Origin of the sequence: Aquiflexum balticum DSM 16537 (assembly GCF_900176595.1) — a bacterium.
In the GTDB taxonomy this organism is placed as follows: Bacteria; Bacteroidota; Bacteroidia; order Cytophagales; family Cyclobacteriaceae; genus Aquiflexum; species Aquiflexum balticum.
In genome coordinates, this window is record NZ_LT838813.1 from 3,616,826 (window position 1) to 3,636,420 (window position 19,595).

Consider the following 19,595-nt stretch of genomic DNA (forward strand, 5'->3'; position numbering starts at 1 on the left):
CTGAAATTGACAATATCGCTAGATGTAATTGGATAATTCTAGCTGTAAGGCCAATTATACTACTTTTGGGGTATTTTGATTGACTTGCCGAGTGACTAGTTTAGCATTACATCAAACCATATTCACCATGAAGAAAGTTATTTTTATTGTTTTAGTTGCGGTCGGATTTCAGGTCGCTCCGGCTTATTCCCAATTTGGTATTCAAGCCGGTCCTGTTGGCACCTTGGGTGAAGCATTCGAAACAGCCGATGGGTTAGACAAACTGGGGGGAACGATCGGCTTCACATTCGGTGCTTTTTACAACGTAGCACTTACGAAAAACATAGCGATTCAGCCTTCGGTCAATTATCTGAACAGACGTTGGGGTGATGAACTAGAAGATTTGGATACTGGTGATATCACCAATACTTCCATGTCGATCAATTACCTCGAAATTCCAGTCCAACTGGTATATCATAGTGAGGAGGAAACGGGGGTGTTTGCCGGCATCGGTCCCTCCCTGATGTATGGTTTATCTGGAAAGAGGACTGTTGACTTCAATGGCAACAGAACCTCAACTGATTATGAATTTGGGAGTGGAGCAAATCAGGAGTCTCCCATGACTATAGGATTTAACCTGATGTTTGGCTATGATTTCGGAAAGATTTTGATGGGATTGAATTACGGTAGTGGTCTAACAAACCAAGCCACCGACAATCGGGATCAGGGAAACGGAAGCCACCTGGCACTTAGAGTGGGGTACACATTTTAGTGATTCGAAAGAAATAGCGAAGTCCTCAAGGGCCGCATCATCAAACAGTAATCCCTCATTCTACATAACCCTAAAACCTTCCCGAATCCGGGACGGTTTTTTTTTGAACAAGGCACCATGGCACATAGTTAAATGTACCTATAAAGGCAGTTTTACTACTTTTGGGGTATTTTAAGCATTAAGCAAAATTATGAAATTTAACTCAGAAAAATTTTAACCTAAAAACAAATCATAAAATCATGAAGACCTTGGACTTAAACACTTATGTATTTACGCGACTGTAGGTCGCTTTTTAAAATACCCTTTTGATTTTGATGATTACCAAGCCGTCTGCGAGTACTTCGGGATTAACCCTTAATTCATTCTTCGTATGTTTTTTTAAGAGTCATCCAGTTTGGGTGGTTTTTTTTGAGTTTTAGTCAAGATCCAAGTTTAGAGCCAAGAGCCAAGAGCCAAGAACCAAGAGACAAGAGACAAGAAGCGAGATGCGAGAAGCGAGAGGTTGGAAACCAGAAGGGAGATGCGAGAGGTTGGAAACAAATAGCTTTTCCTGAAGACTACAATTGGCAGGTTTTCAGAGTTTCATGCAGATCATGATTCCTTAGGGGCATCTCCTGAGGTATGGGAGATTCTTCGCCTTAGCAAGCTGCGGCTCTGAATGACGAGGAACCTGATATCATAACCCTTTTTGTAAATTCCAATTTTGAAAACTCGGCTAGTCAACAATCAATACCTGCCCCAAGTTCATTGGTGAAGCACCTTACCTAGGTCTAATTTCTCGGTTCTCGGTTCTCGCATCTTTATTCTTGATTGTATTATATTTCAAGAATATTTTGTACTTTTAGAAGTGCCAATTATTATTTAATCTGAATTTTTCCAATAGACTCGTTTTTAAAAATGACCTATTCAATCTCCCCATCCAAAATCCCAGGGCAAAAATCAAATTGGTCATGATATTGACTACATTTTGGATAAACCACAGGTCTGTGGCGATTTGGGTGTTGAGGAGGCCTTTGACAAAAAAGGTGCAGAAGTTGTAAAAAAAGATTCCAAAAACTATCCAAAAGGATAATGGAAGGGATTTTTCTTTTTTCCCTTCCACTATCTCCAATACCAAGAATCCCGCAAAAAAGGCCAGACTTACCTCTGTGAAGATATAATAAGAAGAAAAGGCAGGTTGATAAAAAATGATCAATAGCCAAAACAGAAAACTGAGTAGCATGAAAATCTTGGTCAATTTGACAACGACCTTACTTTGGCTGAAATATCCGATCCACCAAAAGTAAAATATGGGTTCCACCAAACTATAAGCATAGCGAAAAAACCAATTTCCTTGGGTATTGTTCGTGACATACATGTACCAACCGGTCAGATCAATCAGAAATCCAAAAAACAGAAAGGCCAAAAACAGCGGGTATGGCTTAACCTTTTGCATACCAAATCCTATCCCCGAAAGGATAGGAAGAAGTACTGAAAAAGTAGATATGATCTTAAGATAATAAGCCGCGTCCGTCATTCAATAGTTATAAGCAAAATTGTCAAATCCAGAAATCAAAACCTGATTCAGTTTTCCTCCTCCGTGTTTGGTGGTGGTGGAGGCCAGGAATGTTGGAGAAATGTTTTTTCTGATACTACACCTGAACCAGCATCTTCCTTGGGAAGAATTATATTCCCCTCTTTATCAATACCTGCAAGGATGGGCCTAATGTAATTAGGGAAGTGTAAGGTGTCTCTGCTATAACCCATGATAAAAGCTATTCTATCTGGTTTTCTACCCATGAAAGTTTTGAATTCATCGTTATTTTCAAAATAAGCAATTGAGTATTTGCAATATGGATCCGAAGTTCCAACCTCATTTGTGGAGGGACTTTTAATTTGATTCTTGAAATTTTGCGAAAATCTGATCACATTTTTTTTTCTAATTTTATTTGGATTAGGCTTGGAATTTTTAAAAATATCTCTCTTTAAAAAGGTTTCAACATTGGGTTTGTCGATGGGTTTTTTCCAATAGCCTTTCATTTTAGGAATAAATAAGTTTTCAAGCATATTGGTTTGATCCTCGGGGTTCTTTTTATCGTACCTATCTAGCGTTTCTAAAGCTAAGAAAAACTTAGGAAAAGGACCTATTCCACTTCTCAAACAATACCAAAATCTGACTCCACTTTTATCCTCAGAAATATTCAATGCACTCGAATTAAACAATCCCAAAAAATATTCCTTAAAAGGAAATGCAGCGTTTAAATCAGGTATTTTAAGATAATTATTGGATAACTCCACAGTCTCATCCAATCCAAATGGGTCAGATACAAGAGCTATTTTTGTTTTTTCGCTAAGAGAATAATCAATTTTTTTCATGATTAAATATGTTTAAGTAATAACTAACCCCACTTTGTCAAATTAAAATAGTCGTAAGAAATTTACATTTCTATTCGACCGTCCTTCTAAATGAAGGAAATGTCCCTTTAGGGACTATATATGGGTAGCAAGAATCTGGTTTTAATGGATTTCAGTGCCTTTAGGTACGGGATATATGTTGTACCTAAAGGCACAAATGTCTTTCGATTGATCGTTTATTTTACCCATATTATGTCCCTAAAGGGACCTTTGCCAATATCAAATTATATTATTATTGAGAATCTTCAAATAAGGAATCTATAACTTGACAAAGTAGGGCTAATAAAGAGAACCCAATTGAGCAGGAAAATCACTGACAATTTTCCAATCCACCTAGGTGGACAAGTTCTTCCAATATTCCAATCTTCCAATCTTCCAATCCGCCACGGCGGACAAGTTCTTCCAATCCACCCAAGCGGACAAGTTCTTCCAATCCACCTCATACACCATCCTGCTCCCAAGTCTAAAATCTCACGTCTCACAACTTATGTCTTTTTTCAAATCCCCACTCCCCCCCAATCTTTCTCCCCCTTTCCCAAGCGTTTGGTCAGCTGCATCTCGGCGGATTTTGGGGAAGAAATACTCAGCGTAAACTGCCCCCCGATCGGACTGTCCACATACCATTGGAGGACATGTTCATCATCACTGAGTTCCAATTCCACAGGAAATAAGGAAGCAACCGGGTTACCATCCAAGATCATATGGATTTCTCCCTTTTCTACAAATGCACTGACCACAAGTTTTTTCATGCAAATAATTTATCCATTTGGCGGTTTAAAGTCCAATACAAATTAGCAAATGGGAAAATCTCCATAGAACATGGTAAACTTTTAGTTGAATTTGGTTAGATCATCGGATATTTTTTAAGAATTCATCCTTTCTCCTTCTGGACACATCCACATAGCTTCCATCCTCCATTTTCACTTGGCCGCCCTCCCCTTTGAGGTATTCTTTGATATATGCCAAATTGATCAAATGACTGTTGTGCACCCGGAAAAAACCCTGCTCCAAAAGCATCTGTTCACATTCCTTCAGGGTTTTGGATACAATGATGGTTTTTTTGTCAATCAGGTGAAATGTGGTATAAGTATTGTCCGATTCGCATCGGATAATGTCCTCGATTGGCACAAAAAGATATCCGGATAGGGTAGGGAGGGCAACCTTCTTTTTTGGGATGGATTTATGGAGATTGTTCAGTAATTCCTGCACATGGTCTAAGTTGTCTCCCTTTTGCATTTTCGACCGGAATTTTTCCAATGCCTGATCCAATTCAGTTTCTATCAAGGGTTTTAGCAAGTAGTCCACTGCTGCCAGGCGAAAAGCACGGGTAGCATAGGTATCGTAAGAAGTGGTAAATATGATAGAAAATGGGATGCTTTCGAATCCCGACAACCAATCAAAAGCATTGCCCGGTGGAAGGTCCACATCACAAAAAACCAGGTCCGGTTCCTCCTTTGATACCAAATTGGAAGCATCTTCCAAATTGAAAGCCTGGCCAACTAACTGTAAATCAGGATATTTTTCCAGCAATGCTTTCAATTGACTTTGGGCAGCTGCTTCGTCTTCTATGATAATGACCTTGTATTTTTTCATAGCTAATCTTCAAAAGGTATTCTAATCTGCAGGACTTTCCCTGGAATCCCGTCTTTTCTCTCTTCAAGCCTGTATCCTGATTTATTGTTGTTTATTTGGTTGAGCAAATCAAATCGTTCCTGCATCAACTGCATCCCCAAGGAAGTCTTTTTGACCTGATGACTGAGATTTATTTCTTTTTCTACAGGCTTACTATTGGTCTTTTCATCCTTGATTTCGCATAACAAATGATTGTCATCCGCTTGTGTAATCACCATATCAATTTTCCCACCTCCGGATACCCCATGCCAAACTGCGTTTTCCAAAAAAGGCTGAATCAGCATGGGGGGTATATAGATGGTATCCGGGTCCAGGCCATTTTCAACAGTAATGGAAAAATCAAAAGTGTGATTCAGGCGTAACTGCTCGAGTTCCAGATAAATCCTATTGGCCTCCAATTCATCTGATAGGGGGACTGTTTTTCGCTCACTGCTTTCAAGGACATAGCGGATTTGTTGGGAGAACTTCAATAAATATTGCCCGGCTTCATTGACAGGATGGCTGTACATATAATGATGAATCGAATTCAAGCAATTGAAGATAAAATGGGGATTGATTTGGGCTTTGAGAGCTTTGAGGGTTACTTCGGTTTTTTGAAGCAATAATTCTGTTTCCTTTTCTTTTATGATTGCTTCTCTTTTTGAGCGGTAAAAGACAAAAATCACAAAGGTAAAAGCCAACATCACCGGGATAAGGGCAAAAAGTATCAGGGTTTTGATTTCGGAATTACTTTGGATTTGTAAAATCTTAAAGGCAGCCAAAGTGGAATAAAATTTATTTCCGTTCAAAAAAATACCTAGAAGAACTGCTTTTGCCATTTATATAGGATTAATTCCCTAAAAATAATTAATAATTTTTCTGGCTAATGTGAGGAACAAATAATTTATTGTTAATTTTTTCTATTATCAATATTAATTTCTTTTATGATTATCTGCTTTTATACCAGAAGCCAATTATAATTTTCAGTTCACCTCGGTAAGCTCGGTGAACTGAAAGGAGATTTGGGGGGAATGCGGCTTTCCCGCATTCCCCCCAAATCTCCTCCATAATCGAAAAATCCCGGTAGTTGAGCCTGCCGAGATCATACTGGTTGGAATGCACATATTCCTATTCTTTTTTATGATTTTGCGGAATGAAGGTTATAAATTCACAAAAACGGTTTCTACGCCACCTTCTTCTCCAAACCTTCCAAAATCACATTGAATCCCGCGTTTTACTAAAGATGGATTTCTTTAGGTTGATTTCTGAAGCATATTTAAATGTTTTTAAAAGCAGATCATTGGTATTTTTAACCGAAACAATAAGGTAAGCTTCAATAATAAAGGGCCGAGGCAGAAATGCCCGGCTTTTTTTTGGTTTAGACCTGTGGTCTTTTGGAGTGGTGAATTAATTGCATGTTTGTCCGCAATGATGCCAGTAAAATTGTAATTAGATATAATTCATGGCAGGACCCTAAAAAGCCCGGTACTTCGGTCTTCTGACTTCGGTCATCCGTCCTGCCAATTATAGGATATTGGGTTACTGGCAAAAAAGTGTATAACCATAAATAATTGTTTCGTCTTTCATAGCAAAACTAAACACAGAGGATTTTTGAGTGAAATCACCTAAAATATTTTTAGCAAAACATACAGAAAAACCATTTTTGGGGAAACCAGGGAATTGATTTTTTTTCTTCTCAAAACCCGCCATGCTTTCTTCCATATTCTTGATGATTCTGCCGATTACTTCATCATGACTGCCTAATACTTTTTTTAGCTATTGAAAATGTAGGCCTAGGGATATCTTGAAATGCGTCTTCTGCCCAATCTTGATTAAAAACTATTGGAAATAGACCATTAAAAGCAACCCTGCAAATCGGTTTTCAACCCTTTAATGTCAAAGAATGAAGGATAACAATAAAATGCAAAAAGTGGTTATTGTTGATGATCATGAAATTTTCGCCAACTGTCTATTTGGACAATTACCACGTTTTTTTAAATTTCAACCCTTTAATGTCAAAGAAAGTGAAGGATAGCAATAAAATACAACAAGTTGTTATTGTTGACGATCATGAAATTTTTGCCATCGGGCTCAAACATATCCTGGAAATTAATCTGGGAATTAAAGCCGGTTTGCATTTTTCTTGTGCCCAAGCCGCTTTGAACTATTTCAAAAATGGAGGGGGGGCAGACCTTGTGATATTGGAACTGTACATATCGGAGATGAACAGTTTTAATTTCTTGGAACAGGTCAAAATCTTATTGCCAAAAATCAACATTCTAGTATTCAGCATGCAGCAATCAAATTTCAATATTTCACTTTGCAAAAAACTTGGAGTCACGGGTTTTGTCAGGAAAAACACTTATCTCAAAGATTTCCTCCAAGCCATTGAGGAAGTGCAGATGGGCAAGAAATACTTCCCGGAATTCGAAGACGAAAAAGCATCCGAGGAATTGATCAATAATTCTGTGGAAAGGATCTGTCAGCAATACAGACTTTCCCGCTCGGAAATCAAGATTTTGGATAAGTTTTTGGAACAGAAAAAATATCGGGAAATTGCCGATGAACTCTGTTTAAGCCCGCAGACTGTCCGGACCCACAAGAGGAATATTTACCGCAAGTTTGGGGTGCGCAATATGGCGGGAATAGTAGGTCTGCTAAAGTTGGAATTGGAAAGAGGGTAGCAAAGTAGTATGTAAGTTTTCAAAAGCAATGCTTTCTTTTTTCAATAGCAATCAGATTTCATTGGGTCTCAACTGTTGAGTTTTTGAAGATGATGATTTGCTAGGACCCTGACCAAATGATTGCTGTTTTCTTAATGACTGTGAAATCTTCTTCCAAAATGATTGAGATGGGCACAGGCCACGGGTTTGATGCTGGGATCGAGTTTTCCTCTTTCAAAGGGCTTCAGTCTTGCATTCAAATAATTGCTTTCTTTTGCGAAGAATGGATTATAAACCGCTATGGTCCTCATTCTTTCTCTTTGGTCATAAGTAAAGCTGTTGTCATTGACCAGATAGTCCATGATATTTGCCGAGTAAAAAGTTTGATTTTCACAATTTTTTAGAATGTTGACCGTACTCAAGCCTGTTGGTACAACTAAATGGGTTTCTGTATCCGGACAAAAATCCCCATCGATACACTGATTACTTGGGAACATATCCCCAAAGGGATGGTATAAGCCCAACATATGTCCGATTTCATGGGCTAAGGTAGTATTGCTTGGAAGCCCCATTACAAAGTCGGCTATTACAGTGGAATACGGAAAACTCAATTCATACCAATCATCTATCTTATCAATTCCGTCTAAATCTCTATCTTTAATAATGGGTAAATAAGCATATCCTGCGGGCCTATCCATCCTGCCCACAAAGACATTCACAAACTTTCTCGGGTCCCAAATATTTTTAAAAAGAAATCCCATTTCTTTTGAAGGAGTATTATTGAAAGTCAGTCCTCCGCTTGGGATTCTGTTAATGCCTTTTTCCTGTAGCGGATTTCCAAATTCATCCATTTCTACCAAGAAAAATTCAATAAAGCTATTCACCGAATTACTGCTTCTTGGTATTGCTGATTCCGGCTGAAATTCATTTGCAAAGGCCTTGTTTAATTTTTCAAGTTCGAAATCAACTGTTGCCCTGTTTATTTCATTTTCGAGATTATCCAAGACATGAAATATGATAGGAACCCGGACTTTTTGTAAGACCTGGTTTTGCCGTGAAATGATCTGTATGGTATTACTTTTCTTACCTGAGATTTCAGCGTGTACATTTACTGTCCCAGCTTTATTGATGGGGATATTTTTAAATGAATCCTGTTTTTGTCCGTCCACTACCAAGGTGGCCGGGATAGTCAGGACAGCGTTGTCCATCCCGATAACCTCATAGGTGAAATCCAGTTCCGAAGAGCCGGCCACAGCATAAACATTCCTAGTTCTTTCATCCAAAATGAGGTCTATGCTTTTGATATAAGTCATTGGGTCAAACACTTCCAAATCCACAGAATTACTAAAAACCTGACCGACTGCCGCCCTTAATTTAAACTTGCCATCAGGAAGTTGATTGATGTTGAAATCAGACAAATTCACTTCATTATATTCCAAGGTATAAATGCCGGGGTAAGATTTTAAGTCTATTAATTCAGAATTTTTCAACCTTGCATTGATGGCAATAAAATCAGTTAATAAACCCTGAGTTTCTGCCTTATTGATTTGGGAAATGTTATCTAAAGGTTTTAACTCTATTTCTTCTACAGCATCCTTTATGGTTAAAACCTCAAAGTCTAAAGCATTGCTGATGATATTATTTATACTAATTTGTATTGAAGCATCTTCACCAGTTTCAAAATCCCTTACCTGAAAACTATCTGAGCTTGCTCCATTCAATACATATTTAAAATCAAAAAAGCTTTGATTGACGACCAACTTTTCCCCGGTTAAAAGACTCACTTCAATCTTAAACAAATCATCAAAGCTTGGATCCTCCAATTCCGGTATCAGGACATTGGATACTCCTTTTAATTCCAGTTTGATGGCTGTAATGGCATTGATAATGGACAAAACCCGGATATTCAATGCATTGCTTTGGATTTTGGACTTGTTTGGGAATTCTGCCTGAAGGGTATAATTCGATTCTTGACTCAGGTCGATTTCTGTATTCTCCACCTCATTTCCATTGAGATACAATTTAGGCTTAAGAGTATTCTTTAAATTCACTTCTTCCTGTTTGGAAAAATACCTCAAGAGATATTTCACCTCATAGGTACCCTCTTTTTTTAGAAACAGGGTATCACCCGAAATCAGTTTTACCTCAGTGATACTGTCCATCAATAAGGAGCCTTCCTCAAAATTGTCCACCATGCAGGAATTGAACAAGAGAAAATAGGAGCATAAAAGAATAAGAAAACGGTTTTTCATTTTTTAAAATGCGATTATAAATGACATACTGCGCAGGGTATTACTTGAAACAGCATTGGGATAAAATTCTACCAGGGCATTGTACAGCCTCAACTCCAATAAGGTCCGGTTTAAATATACCCCGGCCCCAACAATCCAACCTGCCTGAAAATGGTTGAATTCATCAAAGGGATAGGCGATTTCAGTTCCATTGATTTCAGTTTGTGACTTGGAGTGGATATGGTATTGGGCATATCCACCCAAAGAAAGGGTAGGCTTAAATTTGGATTTGGTTTTCAGCACGACCGGGAAAAAATCCATTCCCGCCACATGGTTGGTAAAAGCAGTTTTCACATCCACATTATCGGCCACATACCTGTTTTGGATTTGTTGAAACAGGTAATAGGGCTCGATCCGCATGCTGTTATAGGGGCTGATGGGAATATGAAAGACCGGACCGGTACTGAATCCCAACTTATACTCACTGTCAATATCAAAATACCCCAAGGAATTGTTAAAATTGATATAATTGGCATGTACAGCCACTCTCCATTTGGTATTGGATTTTTTCTTAGGTGCTACAATGGTGCTGTCCATTTGTGAAAAAGCATTGCCTGAAAGGAACACCAAAACCAAAATTTTAAATAAAAGCTTCATATTTTACCCTATAAAAATTTCTAACAGATTGTTAATTTATAAAGTCGGCTCCTTGAAAAGAATTTTTTTCAACAAATAATATTCGTTTAAATACTAAAATACCGCAAATGGGGTAGGTTTTTTGGGGGATTGTGGAAGATTGTAGATTCTTTGGAAGAATTTAGGTAAAAAAAGTTGTCATGGTTATCAGGTTGTAATGGTTATCATAGTTGTTATAGTTGTTGGGTTCATTTATCAATCCATCCAACCTACACCAGCTACTCAAAAAAGCTTCCCTTTGTCACCTCACTGCCCAAGACATGCGTGGAAACAAGGAGGTAACTGTTTATAAATAAACGAATTATCGGCTTTATTACCCTATATCCATCTTACACTGTTTGTTCAACCCTGCCTTCCGTCAGGCAGGCCCTTCAAGGTTGATCGGACCATAAAAAAATATCTTATCCTTTACTCCACATTTCATAAGGGCTATTAAAAAGTTCAACTTCGTGGTTTTTGCTTATACTCAAGTCTTGAATCTCGAATCTTGTGTCTTGAGTCTTGCGTCTTGTGTCTAATCTCTCGCATCTGACCAAACTCCTCAATGTTTCACCCCCCCCCAAAAAAAAATCCCCCTTTCGACCTCCCCCTTCCTCCCTCTTTCCCCTTCGTAAATACCAAAAAATAGGTATTGAAATACAAAATATTTACTTCAAACTGCTTTATAAAATCAAAAATACCGCAAATGGAGTATTTTTTTCAAATAAAGCTTTATGCATTTTGCGAGCAGGGTAAGATACCCTCACGGACAGCCTGTTTTTTGGAGGATGATTTTTGGGAATGCTGTCAGTGCTTGACTTTAAGAACTTAAACAATTTCTATGATGAAAAGACAACTACTCTTTCTTTTTCTTTCCCTGCTCGCTTTCTTGGCGAGGGCCCAAGACGGCTCCAATGACCTCAGCTTCAACGCCGATAAAATCAACTTTGGTGATGGGGCAAGCTTCACTGTCCTTACCACCGCGATTCAGCCCAATGGGAAAATTCTGATCGGGGGAGAGTTTGGTTTCTTCAACGGGATTGCTAGAAGCCGCATTGCCAGGCTGAACGAGGACGGTAGCCTGGATACTTCCTTTAATCCAGGTACGGGGGCAAACCTTCAGGTTCTTACTCTCGCCCTACAGTCCGACGGTAAGATCCTGATCGGGGGAGTTTTTTCCCAATACAATGGGGTTGACAGAATTCGGATCGCCCGTCTGAACGCGGACGGGAGCTTGGATACCTCCTTCAATCCAGGAACTGGGGCAAACAATATTGTACGGACCCTTGCTGTACAGGCAGACGGTAAGGTCCTGATCACTGGAGATTTCTCCCAATACAACGGGGTTGCTATCAATCGCATAGCTCGGCTGAATTCAGATGGGAGCCTGGATACCTCCTTCAACCCCGGTACGGGGCCAAACAGCTTCATTTGGACTACCCAGATCCAGCCAGACGGCAAAATCATCATCGGGGGAGAGTTTGGTGTTTACAACGGGGTTGCCAGAAGCCGCATCGCCCGGCTGAACACCGACGGTACTTTGGATAGTTCTTTTGATCCAGGTATAGGGCCAGCCGGATTCAATCCTAGAATAAATGCCATGACCCTTCAATCTGATGGAAAGATCATCATCGGTGGTTTTTTCACTTCCTACAACGGAACAGCGATAAACCGTATCGCCCGTCTGAACGCGGATGGTAGTCTGGAAACTTCCTTCAATCCCGGTACGGGGGCAAACAACTCGATTGTGACCACCCAGATCCAGGCGGACGGGAAGATCATCATCGGGGGAGGTTTCACTTCCTACAACGGAACAGCAAGAAACTATATCGCCCGTCTGAACGCGGACGGCAGCTTGGATACCTCCTTCAATCCCGGTACGGGGGCAAACGGCTCGATTCTGACCATCCAGATCCAGGCGGACGGCAAGATCATTATAGGGGGAGTTTTCACTTCTTACAACGGAACAGCGAGAAACTATATCGCCCGGCTCAATGCGGACGGTAGCCTCGATACTTCCTTTAATCCTGGTACGGGGACAAACAGCGGGATTAATACCACCCAGATCCAGGCGGACGGCAAGATCATTGTAGGGGGAAATTTCACTTCCTACAACGGAACAGCGAGAAACCGTATCGCCCGTCTGAACGCGGACGGGAGCCTGGATACCTCCTTCAATCCCGGTACAGGGGCAAACAACTGGATTGTGACCACCCAGATCCAGTCGGACGGGAAGATCATTGTAGGGGGAAATTTCACTTCCTACAACGGAACAGCGATAAACCGTATCGCCCGTCTGAACACGGACGGTAGCCTCGATACTTCCTTTAATCCTGGTACGGGGACAAACAGCGGGATTAATACCACCCAGATCCAGGCGGACGGCAAGATCATTGTAGGGGGAAATTTCACTTCCTACAACGGAACAGCGAGAAACCGTATCGCCCGTCTGAACGCGGACGGGAGCCTGGATACCTCCTTCAATCCCGGTACAGGGGCAAACAACTGGATTGTGACCACCCAGATCCAGTCGGACGGGAAGATCATTGTAGGGGGAAATTTCACTTCCTACAACGGAACAGCGATAAACCGTATCGCCCGTCTGAACACGGACGGTAGCCTGGATACCTCCTTCAATCCCGGTACGGTGGCAAACAACTGGATTAGGACCACCCAGATCCAGGCGGACGGCAAGATCATCATCGGGGGACAGTTCACTATAGCGAGAAACTATATCGCCCGTCTGAATGCGGACGGGAGCCTGGATACCTCATTCAATCCCGGCACGGGGGCAAACAACTCGATTTTCACCACCCAGATCCAGTCGGACGGCAAGATCATCATCGGGGGATTTTTCATTTCCTACAACGGAACAACGAGAAACTTTATCGCCCGTCTGAACGCGGACGGGAGCCTGGATACTTCCTTCAATCCCGGAACGGGGGCAAACGCCCCGATTAGGACCACCGCGATCCAACCGGACGGCAAGATCATTATAGGGGGAGATTTCATTGGTTATGATGGTGTCAGCCGTGTCAGGATCAACCGGCTGCTGAATTCTATCCTTCCTCCTCCCGACACAGAGGCCCCGGTTCCGGTCTTAGAAACCCTACCCCCCTTCGAAGCCCAGTGTGTGGTGAACCTCGCAGACCTGACCGTCCCCACTGCCACCGACAATGTGGATGGTACCATACAAGGTACGACGGATGAAAGTATATTCCCGATTAGCACGCAGGGCAGTACCCTCATCACCTGGACCTATACCGATGCCGCAGGAAACACCACCACCCAGACCCAGGAAATCCTGATCGCGGATACTGAGATTCCCGTGATTGACGAAGTCTTGGCTATTTTCCAGTCTACTGATATCGGCAGCTGTGAAGGAATAGTCTCCGTACCTGTTCCAGCAGTAACAGATAACTGTGATACGGGGATCGTTCCTTTTGGTATCAGAAGTGACGGACAGCCACTGAATGCTGCCTATCCTATCGGTGCTACAGAAATTACCTGGACAGCCGAAGATGCGGTGGGAAATGTAGCTCTTGCTGTGATACAGACCATTAATATCACTGACAATGAAAAGCCTGTTATTGCTCCGGTTGACGGTATCACCCAATCTACAGACGCGGAAATTTGTATCTCCATGATAAGCATCATTGCTCCGGTAGTCAGCGATAACTGTGGAAGCTTAGTTGCAGTAGGAGTAAGAGCAGATGGTAATAATTTAAATGACCCTTATCCAACCGGAATCACAGAAATTACCTGGACAGCGATAGATGCTTCCGGTAATGCCGCTGATCCGGTCATCCAGACCATCACGGTCAACGATACAGAAGCCCCTGTAATATCGGCCAACGGCAACCAGACCGTTTCCGCTGATGCAGCAGCATGCAATGCCGTGGTAGTTGTCTCCGCTTCCGCCACCGATAACTGCGCCGTAGGCGAACCGACAGGAGTAAGAAGCGACGGCTTGGCCCTGACAGAACCTTATCCTGTGGGCGTAACGACGATCACGTGGACCGTCAGCGATGCCAACGGCAATGCCGCCGCCCCGGTCATCCAGACCATCACGGTCAACGATACCGAAGCGCCTGTAATTTCGACCAACGGCAACCAGACCGTTTCCGCTGATGCAGGAGCATGCAGCGCTGTGGTAGTTGTCTCCGCCTCAGCCACCGATAACTGCGCCGTCGGCGAACCAGTTGGCATAAGAAGCGACGGACTTGCCCTGACCGAACCTTATCCCGTGGGCGTCACGACAATCACCTGGAACGTGAGCGATGCCAACGGCAATGCCGCCGCCCCTGTCATCCAGACTTTCACGGTCAACGATACCGAAGCCGCTGTGATCTCGACCAACGGTAACCAGACCGTTTCCGCTGATCCAGCAGCATGCAGCGCCGTGGTATCTATATCCGCTTCCGCCACCGATAACTGCGGTGTAGGCGAACCGATTGGAATCAGAAGCGACGGACTTGCCCTGACCGAACCTTATCCCGTGGGCGTCACGACCATCACCTGGAACGTCAGCGATGCCAACGGCAATGCGGCAGCACCTGTCATCCAGACCATCACGGTCAACGATACCGAAGCGCCTGTGATCTCGACCAACGGCAACCAGACCGTTTCCGCTGATGCAGCAGCATGCAGCGCCGTGGTAGTTGTTTCCGCCTCAGCCACCGATAACTGCGGCGTAGGCGAACCAACAGGAATCAGAAGCGACGGACTTGCCCTGACCGAGCCTTATCCCGTGGGCGTCACGACCATCACCTGGAACGTCAGCGATGCCAACGGCAATGCCGCCGCCCCGGTCATCCAGACCATCACGGTCAACGATACCGAAGCGCCTGTGATCTCAACCAACGGCAACCAGACTGTTTCCGCTGATGCAGCAGCATGCAGCGCCGTGGTAGTTGTTTCCGCCTCAGCCACCGATAACTGCGGCGTAGGCGAACCAACAGGAATCAGAAGCGACGGACTTGCCCTGACCGAGCCTTATCCCGTGGGCGTCACGACCATCACCTGGAACGTCAGCGATGCCAACGGCAATGCGGCAGCACCTGTCATCCAGACCATCACGGTCAACGATACCGAAGCGCCTGTGATCTCAACCAACGGCAACCAGACTGTTTCCGCTGATGCAGCAGCATGCAGCGCCGTGGTAGTTGTTTCCGCCTCAGCCACCGATAACTGCGGCGTAGGCGAACCAACAGGAATCAGAAGCGACGGACTTGCCCTGACCGAGCCTTATCCCGTGGGCGTCACGACCATCACCTGGAACGTCAGCGATGCCAACGGCAATGCCGCCGCCCCTGTCATCCAGACCATCACGGTCAACGATACCGAAGCGCCTGTGATCACATGCCCAGCCAATATCAGCACAAACGTAGCCTTTGGCGAGACGGGCAAGGTGGTCAATTACGACCTGCCTGTCGCTTCGGACAACTGTGGCACGCCAAGCATGCAATTGACGGCCGGCCTTGCCAGCGGTTCGGTATTCCCATTAGGAACTACGACCGTAAGCTATGAGGCCACCGATGCGGCTGGCAACAAGACCAGCTGCAGCTTTACGGTGACCATTACAGAAGATGCGGACGCCATTGACCCTGTCATCAACGATTGTCCAACCGACATCACCGTGTCCAACGATGCGGGCGACTGCAGCGCAACAGTGACCTGGACTGCTCCGACCGCGACCGACAACAGCGGTTCGGTGACCCTGACCAGCAACTTTGATCCCGGGGCGGTATTCCCTGTGGGCACTACCGAAGTGATCTATACCGCCACCGATGCGGCAGGCAATCAGGCAACCTGCAGCTTCAACGTGACCGTAACGGACAGCGAAGCCCCTGCCATCACCTGCCCTGCAAATATCACTACCAATGTGGCCTTTGGCGAGACGGGCAAGGTGGTCAATTACGACCTGCCTGTCGCTTCGGACAACTGCGGCACACCAGGCATACAATTGACGGCCGGCCTTGCCAGCGGCGCAGTCTTCCCGTTGGGAACCACGACCGTAAGCTATGAGGCCACCGATGCGGCAGGCAACAAGACCAGCTGCAGCTTTACGGTGACCATTACAGAAGATGCGGACGCCATTGACCCTGTCATCAACGATTGTCCAACCGACATCACCGTGTCCAACGATGCGGGCGACTGCAGCGCAACAGTGACCTGGACTGCTCCGACCGCGACCGACAACAGCGGTTCGGTGACCCTGACCAGCAACTTTGATCCCGGGGCGGTATTCCCTGTGGGCACTACCGAAGTGATCTACACCGCCACCGATGCGGCAGGCAATCAGGCAACCTGCAGCTTCAATGTGACCGTAACGGACAGCGAAGCCCCTGCCATCACCTGCCCTGCGAATATCACTACCAATGTGGCCTTCGGCGAGACCGGCAAGGTGGTCAATTACGACCTGCCTGTCGCTTCGGACAACTGCGGCACGCCAACCCTACAACTGACGGCCGGGCTTGCCAGCGGCGCAGTCTTCCCATTGGGAACCACGACCGTAAGCTATGAGGCCACCGACGCGGCAGGCAACAAGACCAGCTGCAGCTTTACGGTGACCATCAGCGAAGATGCGGACGCCATTGACCCTGTTATCAACGATTGTCCTACAGACATCACCGTATCCAACGATGCGGGGGACTGCAGCGCAACAGTGACCTGGACTGCTCCGACCGCGACCGACAACAGCGGTTCGGTGACGCTGACCAGCAACTTTGAACCGGGTGCGGTATTCCCTGTGGGCACTACCGAAGTGATCTACACCGCCACCGATGCGGCAGGCAATCAGGCAACCTGCAGCTTCAATGTGACCGTAACGGACAGCGAAGCCCCTGCCATCACCTGCCCTGCGAATATCACTACCAATGTGGCCTTCGGCGAGACCGGCAAGGTGGTCAATTACGACCTTCCAATCGCTTCGGACAACTGCGGCACGCCAGACATACAATTGACGGCCGGCCTTGCCAGCGGTTCGGTATTCCCGTTGGGAACCACGACCGTAAGCTATGAGGCCACCGATGCGGCAGGCAACAAGACCAGCTGCAGCTTTACGGTGACCATTACAGAAGATGCGGACGCCATTGACCCTGTCATCAACGATTGTCCAACCGACATCACCGTGTCCAACGATGCGGGCGAATGCAGTGCAGCGGTAATCTGGACTGCTCCGACCGCGACCGACAACAGCGGTTCGGTGACCCTGACCAGCAACTTTGAACCGGGTGCGGTATTCCCTGTGGGCACTACCGAAGTGATCTATACTGCCACCGATGCGGCAGGCAATCAGGCAACCTGCAGCTTCAATGTGACCGTTACGGATAATGAATTACCGGTGATCAATCCGGTTGCCGATATCACGGTAAACATACCGTCCACAGAATCCAGTGCCAATGTTAATGTGGTAACACCTTCGGCTTCCGACAACTGCGGTTCGGCCACGGTTACAGGCGTAAGAAATGACGGAAGGCCATTGACTGATTCCTATCCAGTTGGAGAGACCACCATCACATGGTCTGCGGTGGATGCTTCAGGTAACCTGGCCGTTGACGTGCTGCAAAAAGTGATTGTAAACCAGGTAAGCACCAACCAAAGAGTTGTGCGGTTTGTGTTGGTCAATGCGGGAACAAACCAAGACCTGTTTGAGCTCACCGAGGGCATGCAGATCAGCGAAAGCCTTGTGCAGGGCTTGAGGCTGAACGTAAGAGCGGAAACGGACCCGGCTATTGTGGGCAGTGTATTTATGAGGCTCACAGGTGCAGTCAATGCTTCAAGGACCGAAAACGTAGCGCCTTATGCGCTCTTCGGGGACAACAACGGGAACTACAGCGGAAGGATGTTGCCAACAGGCAATTACACCATGTATTCTATGCCGTTTACCCAAAGCAGCAGAAGAGGTACGGCCGGGGATCCATTGACGGTCAACTTCAGCATCGTTGGATCTGTAGTCCCTGTGACGGGGATTACTGTAAGCCCATCGACAGCTACTATAGAAGTGGGCAACAACGTGCAGTTGACCGCGACCGTATCACCATCGAATGCCACCAATAAAGCCGTGACCTGGAGCAGTTCCAACGGATCTGTTGCATCAGTCAACTCCAATGGTCTGGTGACGGGCAATGCCGTGGGCCAGGCAGTGATAACTGCGACCACAGTGGACGGAGGTTTCATGGCTTCTGCTACCATCACCGTGGAATCGGTTCCGAACCTAGGTATCGTTTCATTCACCTTGATCAATTCGGCGAATAACCAGGATATGTTCGAACTCACCGATGGCATGGTCATCGACGAAAGCCAGACCAGTGGCCTCAGGTTGAATATCCGGGCCAATACCAATCCTACAATCGTCGGAAGTGTTTATTTCACGCTTTCCGGTCCGGTAAACCGCGATGCAACTGAAAATGTGACTCCATACGCCATATTCGGAGATAAAAACGGCAACTATTCAGGAAGGACATTGCCAGCGGGAACCTATACGCTATCAGCACAAGCCTATTCAGATAGGAACAGAAGAGGTACAGCAGGCCCAATCAAAACCATCACCTTTACGATCAATAGCAATGTGGTAAGGTTGGAAGACGGACAGTTATCCGATAAGAATGGCAATAACTCTGAAACCAACCGTGGCGGAATGGAAGGCCAATCTCCTGAAATCATGACGGGGTCTTTGAAAATCTATCCTAATCCTGCCAAAACGGAATCCAATATTCTGATTCAGCTTTCTGCAGAATCGGAAGTGACCATCCGCATCTTTGATGCTACAGGCAGGTTGGTTTATGAGGAACAGGGAAGACAATCCGGTACTTTCACGAGAAACCTTGACCTGAGAGGTCTAAGTTCGGGCATGTACCATGTGGTGGTTCAGATCGACAACAAGGTACTCACAGGAAGATTGGTAAGAGACCTGTAGATTATTGTTATGCAAAGAAAGGCAGCCCCCTTCGGAGAGATTCGGAGGGGGTTGTTTTTTTTTGGCGGATTGGAAGAACTTGTCTGCCGTGGTGGATGGGTTTTTGAAATTTACAGGAAATTATATCACTTAGGATGTGAAAAATTTTAATTTTTTTTGGTCTCAAGGCTTTTTGCCGAATTCTTCCAAATGCCTCCATAAATTTTTCCAAAATCGCCAAATACTCTTTTCCAATATCATCAGGCTTTAAAAGCGCTTAAATTTTAGGGAGTTTTTAGTTTCCTTATTTCTGCCAATAGCCAAAAAACAAGAGGAAATAAGGAAATAACCTAAACATCATTGTTCAATCC

General features: G+C 44.9%; 11 protein-coding genes. 3 read left to right on the forward strand and 8 right to left on the reverse strand.

The window, feature by feature from the left end; all coding sequences use genetic code 11:
• Positions 1-127: 127 nt before the first annotated feature.
• Complete coding sequence (locus B9A52_RS15200; RefSeq protein ID WP_084121258.1) at positions 128-751, forward strand: porin family protein; 624 nt, start codon at positions 128-130, stop codon at positions 749-751.
• 841 nt (positions 752-1,592) lie between these two features.
• On the opposite strand, the gene B9A52_RS15210 is transcribed toward B9A52_RS15200, so the two are convergent.
• From B9A52_RS15210 to B9A52_RS15235, 6 genes are all read right to left on the reverse strand, one after another.
• The gene (locus B9A52_RS15210; protein ID WP_084121260.1) at positions 1,593-2,267 is read right to left on the reverse strand and encodes a hypothetical protein; all 675 of its coding nucleotides are present in this window, start codon (positions 2,265-2,267) and stop codon (positions 1,593-1,595) included.
• 47 nt (positions 2,268-2,314) lie between these two features.
• Complete coding sequence (locus tag B9A52_RS15215; protein WP_084121261.1) at positions 2,315-3,106, reverse strand: hypothetical protein; 792 nt, start codon at positions 3,104-3,106, stop codon at positions 2,315-2,317.
• 536 nt (positions 3,107-3,642) lie between these two features.
• Complete coding sequence (locus B9A52_RS15220; RefSeq protein WP_084121262.1) at positions 3,643-3,894, reverse strand: hypothetical protein; 252 nt, start codon at positions 3,892-3,894, stop codon at positions 3,643-3,645.
• A 100-nt stretch (positions 3,895-3,994) separates the two neighbouring features.
• Positions 3,995-4,738 (reverse strand): LytR/AlgR family response regulator transcription factor, encoded by a 744-nt coding sequence (locus tag B9A52_RS15225; RefSeq protein ID WP_084121263.1) that lies wholly within the window; start codon positions 4,736-4,738, stop codon positions 3,995-3,997.
• Positions 4,739-4,740: 2 nt separating this feature from the next.
• The gene (locus tag B9A52_RS15230; RefSeq protein WP_084121264.1) at positions 4,741-5,595 is read right to left on the reverse strand and encodes a sensor histidine kinase; all 855 of its coding nucleotides are present in this window, start codon (positions 5,593-5,595) and stop codon (positions 4,741-4,743) included.
• Positions 5,596-6,295: 700 nt separating this feature from the next.
• Positions 6,296-6,478, reverse strand: coding sequence for a hypothetical protein (locus tag B9A52_RS15235; protein WP_084121265.1), 183 nt, complete (start codon positions 6,476-6,478; stop codon positions 6,296-6,298).
• 290 nt (positions 6,479-6,768) lie between these two features.
• Between B9A52_RS15235 and B9A52_RS15240 the strand changes: the two genes are divergently transcribed.
• Positions 6,769-7,440, forward strand: coding sequence for a response regulator transcription factor (locus tag B9A52_RS15240; protein WP_157370173.1), 672 nt, complete (start codon positions 6,769-6,771; stop codon positions 7,438-7,440).
• 131 nt (positions 7,441-7,571) lie between these two features.
• On the opposite strand, the gene B9A52_RS15245 is transcribed toward B9A52_RS15240, so the two are convergent.
• A complete protein-coding gene (locus B9A52_RS15245; RefSeq protein WP_084121266.1) occupies positions 7,572-9,671 on the reverse strand; it encodes a M43 family zinc metalloprotease in 2,100 nt (699 codons plus the stop codon).
• 3 nt (positions 9,672-9,674) lie between these two features.
• The gene (locus B9A52_RS15250; RefSeq protein ID WP_084121267.1) at positions 9,675-10,307 is read right to left on the reverse strand and encodes an outer membrane beta-barrel protein; all 633 of its coding nucleotides are present in this window, start codon (positions 10,305-10,307) and stop codon (positions 9,675-9,677) included.
• Positions 10,308-11,166: 859 nt separating this feature from the next.
• Here B9A52_RS15250 and B9A52_RS25585 point away from each other — a divergent pair.
• Positions 11,167-19,245: an HYR domain-containing protein gene (locus B9A52_RS25585; protein WP_157370174.1), complete on the forward strand. Its 8,079-nt coding sequence runs from the start codon at positions 11,167-11,169 to the stop codon at positions 19,243-19,245.
• The last annotated feature ends 350 nt before the right edge of the window (positions 19,246-19,595 follow it).